The sequence below is a fragment of the Streptococcus sp. HMSC068F04 genome (assembly GCF_001837455.1).
Classification (GTDB): Bacteria; Bacillota; Bacilli; order Lactobacillales; family Streptococcaceae; genus Streptococcus; species Streptococcus salivarius_D.
In genome coordinates this window covers 1-1,509 of sequence record NZ_KV832486.1, presented here as the reverse complement: position 1 = coordinate 1,509, position 1,509 = coordinate 1, and the positions used below count along the sequence as shown (strand labels likewise).

Annotated in this window: 1 protein-coding gene; it reads left to right on the top strand. The window is 37.2% G+C overall.

The genetic code is table 11. The annotated features are described in order from the left end of the window. Window positions 1–99: 99 nt before the first annotated feature. On the top strand, window positions 100–1,509 hold a 1,410-nt coding region (locus tag HMPREF2571_RS05215), incomplete at its 3' end, for an IS1182-like element ISSth2 family transposase (RefSeq protein ID WP_070847364.1).

Below are 1,509 nucleotides of genomic sequence, written 5' to 3'. Positions count from 1 at the left end.
TCAGATTGAAGACAAAGTCCTCAGAAGTTATACTTCTGGGGATTTTTCTTGCTTTGAAGGAGTATAATAAAAGAAAAAGGTATTTGATGAGGTGTTCCTATGTTTCACAAAGAAAATCCCGAATACAATCGACGTCAAGTAGGATTCTATACGCTTGATGAACTTGTGCCTAAAGACCATTTTCTAAGAAAAGTCGAGGAAACGATTGATTTCTCTTTTATTTATGATCTTGTCGAAGATAGTTATTCCTCGGATAATGGTCGCCCTAGTCTAGACCCTGTTTTATTAGTTAAAATTCCGTTGATTCAATGTTTTTATGGCATTCGTTCTATGCGCCAAACCATTAAAGATATTGAGGTGAATACGGCTTACCGTTGGTTTCTTGGCTTATCTCTGGACGATAAGGTGCCTCATTTTACAACTTACGGTAAGAACTATAGCCGACGCTTTCAAAACAAGGAAGTGTTAGCACACATTTTTAGTCATGTGCTTCATCATGTTTTGGAAGCAGGGCTCATTGATCCCTCAGAAATCTTCATTGATGGGACCCATATCAAGGCAGCTGCTAATAATCATAAGTACAAAACTGTTGTTATTGATCAAAAAGCTAAATTCATGAGTGAACAACTGGAGATTGAGATTAATTTAGATAGGAGAAAACACGCAAAAAAGTTCTTAAAGCCCGCCAAAAAAGGCGAGGCTAAACCTAAGAAACAATCAACGACAGACCCAGACAGTGGTTGGTTTCATAAGGGGGAACATAAGGAAGTCTTCGCTTACAATGCTCAAGTAGCTTGTGATAAACACGGTTGGGCCTTAGCTTATACGGTTGAAGCAGGAAACATCCATGATAGTCAGGCTTTCTCTGCTCTTTTTGTCAAACTAGAACCATTCTCTCCTGAATTCATTATTGCGGATTCAGGCTATAAAACACCTAGTATTGCCAAGTTTCTTCTAGAAAAAGGGATTACACCAGTTTTCCCTTACACTAGACCAAGAGGTAAGAAAGATTTTTTACGTCCAAAAGACTTTGTCTATGACGAGCATTTTGATTGTTATCTTTGTCCAGAGAACAAGGTGTTAACTTATCGTACAACCACACGTGAAGGTTATCGAGAGTATAAAAGTAATCCTAAAATTTGTAAGACCTGTCCCTTGTTAGCTATTTGTACAGAAAGTCGCCAGAACCAAAAAGTTGTTGTGCGTCATATTTGGAAAGATGCCCTAGAAGTCTGTGAAGATATTCGCCATCAAAGTGGTATGAAAGAACGGTATCAACACCGGAAAGAAACGATAGAACGGTTATTCGGAACAGCTAAAGAATATCATAACTTACGTTATACCAGAGAAAAAGGAAAGTCCAAAATGGAAGATAAGGTTGGGCTTACTTTAGCGTGTCTAAATATCAAAAAATTGGTAAAAATGATGACAGGAAAGACCTATAATTCTACCCAAATATCTCAATATTATTGGATTATAGGAGAATTAGGTAAGAATATAAAAAAGACA